General features: G+C 73.2%; 4 protein-coding genes and 1 pseudogene. 1 reads left to right on the top strand and 4 read right to left on the bottom strand.

All coding sequences use genetic code 11. The features are described from left to right. Positions 1-132, bottom strand: a pseudogene (locus tag AB0K09_RS30875) (NADP-dependent oxidoreductase); the annotation flags it as partial. Positions 133-202: 70 nt separating this feature from the next. Here AB0K09_RS30875 and AB0K09_RS30870 point away from each other — a divergent pair. Further along, positions 203-790, top strand: a complete 588-nt coding sequence (locus AB0K09_RS30870) for a helix-turn-helix domain-containing protein (RefSeq protein ID WP_366068710.1) — start codon at positions 203-205, stop codon at positions 788-790. Positions 791-812: 22 nt separating this feature from the next. On the opposite strand, the gene AB0K09_RS30865 is transcribed toward AB0K09_RS30870, so the two are convergent. The 3 genes from AB0K09_RS30865 to AB0K09_RS30855 all read right to left on the bottom strand — a co-directional run bounded on the left by AB0K09_RS30865 (position 813) and on the right by AB0K09_RS30855 (position 3660). Continuing rightward, positions 813-2216, bottom strand: a complete 1404-nt coding sequence (locus AB0K09_RS30865) for a hypothetical protein (RefSeq protein ID WP_366068709.1) — start codon at positions 2214-2216, stop codon at positions 813-815. Then, on the bottom strand, positions 2213-2908 hold the full coding sequence (locus AB0K09_RS30860; RefSeq protein ID WP_366068708.1) for a hypothetical protein: 696 nt from the start codon (positions 2906-2908) through the stop codon (positions 2213-2215). The genes AB0K09_RS30865 and AB0K09_RS30860 overlap by 4 nt, the downstream gene beginning before the upstream one ends. Before the next feature lie 113 nt (positions 2909-3021). Further along, positions 3022-3660 (bottom strand): maleylpyruvate isomerase N-terminal domain-containing protein, encoded by a 639-nt coding sequence (locus tag AB0K09_RS30855; protein ID WP_366068707.1) that lies wholly within the window; start codon positions 3658-3660, stop codon positions 3022-3024. Positions 3661-3898 lie beyond the last annotated feature (238 nt).

Here is a 3898-nt window from a genome sequence, read left to right as displayed (position 1 = left end):
CCAGTCGACGGGGTTCACGCCCGCCGCCCGCACGGCGATGCGTATCCGGCCGGGGCCCGCGTGGGGCTCCTCGGCGTCCAGGAGTTGCAGAACGTCGGGGCCGCCGAACTCGGCGAAGCTCACTCTCTTCATGTCGCCGACCGTAGCACTAACGGTTAGGGTTTTAAAACGGTTCTGTCTTTGGATCTGATAGCGTTGGCGCATGACCGTGCCGTCCGGACGCCGTGAGCGCAAGAAGGCCGCGACCCGCCAGAGGATCGCCGACACCGCCCTGCGGCTGTTCCTGGAGCGTGGGTACGACGCAGTGGGCATCCGCGACGTGGCCGCCGAAGCCGACGTGGCCGTCACCACGGTCTTCTCCCACTTCGCCTCCAAAGAGGCCCTGGTGTTCGAGCAGGACCACGACTTCGAACAACGCCTCACGCAGGCGGTCACCGGCCGGGCGCCGGACGAACCGCTCGTCCCTGCGCTGCGCCGCGAGATCCAGGCCCTGGTGCGGCATTGCACGGCGGACAGCGCCGCCCCGATCTGGCGCATGATCGACGCATCACCCGCCCTGCGGGAGTACGAGGAGTCGATGAGGCTGCGTCATGCGGAGTCACTGGCGACGGCCATCGCCGCCGATCCCGGCCTGTCGCAGACCACCACGGCCTGCCGGACGATCGCGAGATTCGTGATCGACGCCTATGCGCTGGCCCGGGAGGCGGCCGATCCGGAGGCCGCGGTGGACGAGATCTTCCGGATGATCGAGGCGGCCTGGGAGGTCGCCTGCCCTTCTCGACGCGCGTGAGGACGTCGGTCGCACGACAGGCTCAGCCCCCGGCGGCCGCGCGCCGCGCCATCCGTTCGGACAACTGCCGGGCGGCGCCCGCCGACCGGTGGTGGCCGGCCGAGCGCAGCCGCTCGTGGAGTGTCAGCCAGAGCCTGGGGTCTTCGGGGTACAGGGCGAGCGCCCGGGACGGGTCCTCCCGGACGGAGGCCGGTCGGGGGCGGCGGCCCGGGAAGAGCCGTCGCCGGCCGGCGCGCGGCCCGGGCGGGGGCTCCTCCGTCCGGCCGTGGCAGATCCGCCAGGGCACCTCGATGTGCCGGCCGGGCTCGCTCCAGTCCGGCCAGGGCGGTTCGTCCACGGTCTCGTAGACGCTCGGCGGCAGCAGCAGCCGCTCACGGCGGAACCGTCCGCCGGTGGCGTCGCCCGAGTTCCGGGAGATCTGTTCGACGCCCTGCTGGTGCTCCCGGAAACCGGGCACGCCCGCGCCGATGCTCTCACCCGCCTCGATGCTGAAGACGGCCGCGGCGATGTCGGCGTTCAGCTCCTCGAACTGGGAGAGGATCGCCTGGAGGGGCAGGGAGACCTCCGCCACCGACCAGGTGACCGTGCGCCGGACGAAGCGGAGCACGCCGTCCAGCGCGGCCAGGCGCGACAGCCATGCGTCCAGGGTGGGCGCGGCCCGCGTCTCGTCGACCAGGCGCCAGCCCCGCACCACGAGGGACTCCACGGCCGCCCGGCCCTCCCGGGAGAGCGCCACGGGCCCGGAGTCGCCGAGCGAGGGGTAGAAGACCAGCCAGTCCCGGGGCTCGCGCGGCAGGCGCCCCTCCATGAGCGAGGCCACCAGCTCCTCGGGGGAGCCGGTGCGCGAGTCGGCGGCCAGCAGCGCGTGCGCAGCCCAGGCCGCGGAGAGGGAGTTGACGACCTGTCCGCTCTCCACGAGATCGGCCAGGTACTCCACGGCGGGCCGGGTCCCGGAGGTGTGGCAGATCCACAGCGCCGACCGCAGCAGACGGTGGAACTCCCCCTCCACGGCGGGCCCGTCGTCCGGGATCATCGCCCAGTGGGAGAAGAACGTCCGCAGCCATCCGAACGGTGCCTGCCCCGGCGGTACGGAGGTGTGGCCGGCCAGCGGTTGCCCCGCCGGCCAGGTGGCCGAGTTGTGGCGGTAGGGGAGACGCACCCCGTCCGCGAAGCGCAGGCCGATCGTCTCCTGGAGCGTCAGGGTGACCACGCAGACGGGGATCTCGCGCCGGGCGAGGTAGCGCCGCACCCGGACCGGCTGGCGGTGGACGGCGCCGTCCCCCGTGCCGGTGCCCGCCTCCCGCGCGTGGTCCTCGCGGCAGAACCGGCCGAAGGCCACGAGCTCGTCGAGGAGGGCGTTCGCCGGCTCCAGCAGCGGCGCGGCCTCCTCCGGCTCGTCCGCCGTCAGCAGCGCGGGGCCGCTCATATCAGCAGCCCGACGACGCCGACGATGTCCCCGGCACGCTCGGCGGCCAGCTGGAACGCTTCGACGAGCCACTCGCGCAGCGAGGCCCGCCGGGTCTTGTGGTAGTCGACGTGCTCCTTGCGCAGCGCGACGCACAGCCGGTCCACCGCCTTCCTCGCGTTGTCCGGATCCGCCTCCGCGGCGGCCAGCGCGAAGACCCGCCGCAGCAGCGTGCGCACCTCGTCCTCCGTCTCCGCCCGGCCGAGGGGCACGTACACGGCGCCCGACTCGCTCGCCAGGTCGTGGAAGAAGAGCACGCCCGGCAGTGGCGGCACGAACCCGTCGGCGAAGAGCGTGCGCACCATGCGGTAGGCGGGATGGGTGCCGCCACCGAGGTCCAGCCACGCCGAGAACGACCCGTCGTCGACCACCACCGGGACGGGCGCGGGGGTGTCCAGGGTGAACAGGGCGAGGACGCCGGGCCCGCTGTCGTCGGCGAGGGTGCCGGAGCGCACGTAGTCGGTCACGGCCGCATCGGCGGCGGGGTGGAAGGCCAGAAAGGCGAAGACGTCGGCGACCTCCCGCAACCGGGCCAGGTTCTCGGGCTGAAGGAGCTCGTCGAGGTCTCTGATGTTCCCCTGCAGGTTCTTCTGCTGCTCCGGCCCGGAGGCCAGGACCTCCTCCAGCACGGTCGCCAGTGAGAGCGCCAGCATGCGTGTCCTTTCCGGGCGTCGTTCGCACCGCTCGTCCGTGAGGTAATCACGGTCGCAACACCCGTGTACAGAACCGGTGTTGGGGCCATGGAAAGCGGTGGCCGTGCCGGGCCTCAGAACGCGGCGATGGTGGCCGGGGCGCGTTCGGCGCGGCTGAGGGCGCGCAGGACAGCGGTCGCGCCGTGGCGGCGTACGGCCAGGCGGGACAGCAGGCCGACGACCGTCTCGACGGCGCCGGGCGGGAGGGCCGGGGTCGCGATGCCCAGGCCGGCCGCCAGGTCGTCCGCGTGGACGGCGAGTTCCATCGTGCGCGTGACGAGCAGGTCGTCGAGCGTCAGCGACCACGGGCCCCAGAAGGGCAGACGGACCGGCCGGTCCGGCGCCGCGGCGAGCAGCACGGTCAGCCCGGCCACGGCCGATGCGGTGCGGTCCGCCAGCGCCGCGGGGCCCTCGGCGGCGGTCTCCTCGCCGCCGCGCCGGATGCGGACGTTGACCTCGTCGTCGACGGCCGCCCCGATCCAGCCCACGCGCGCGTAGTGCTCCAGGAGCGGAACGACCGGCTCCCTCGGCACCGGCCCGGACAGGGCCTCGCTCACGCCGATGACCTGGTAGGCCAGATGACCGGCGAGGCCGGCCACCGTGAACCCCGGCAGCGCGCTCGGCGCGGTCCACCGGCCGGCGAGGGCCGGGTCGCGCAGCAGGGTCACGGCCGTACGGGCCGTGGCCAGGAAGTCGTCCCGGACACCGGTCATGACAGCTGTTCCTCCTCTGTTCCTCCGCTGCCGGCGCCGACCCGGCGCGTTCCGTGAGCGGACCTCGAACAGACGTCGAGCGGCGGGCTCCATGATGGCGCCCATTCGACTCCACGGAGGTCCCCCATGCCGCTCGGCATCAGCCGAATCCTCGCCGGATTCCTTCGGTTCCTCGTCTGGGCCCGCCGCACGCTGTTCGAAGGGCTCATCGTGCAGGGCGCGATCTTCGGGAACACCG

Source organism: Streptomyces sp. NPDC049577, assembly GCF_040675635.1.
Lineage (GTDB): Bacteria > Actinomycetota > Actinomycetes > Streptomycetales > Streptomycetaceae > Streptomyces.
This window is presented reverse-complemented; position numbering and strand designations above follow the sequence as displayed.

Bases quoted from the DNA above. Each gene is read 5' to 3' on its own strand.
- AB0K09_RS30870 (WP_366068710.1), top strand. From the start codon at position 203: ATGACCGTGCCGTCCGGACGCCGTGAGCGCAAGAAGGCCGCGACCCGC.
- AB0K09_RS30860 (WP_366068708.1), bottom strand. From the start codon at position 2,908: ATGCTGGCGCTCTCACTGGCGACCGTGCTGGAGGAGGTCCTGGCCTCC.
- AB0K09_RS30855 (WP_366068707.1), bottom strand. From the start codon at position 3,660: ATGACCGGTGTCCGGGACGACTTCCTGGCCACGGCCCGTACGGCCGTG.
- AB0K09_RS30865 (WP_366068709.1), bottom strand. From the start codon at position 2,216: ATGAGCGGCCCCGCGCTGCTGACGGCGGACGAGCCGGAGGAGGCCGCG.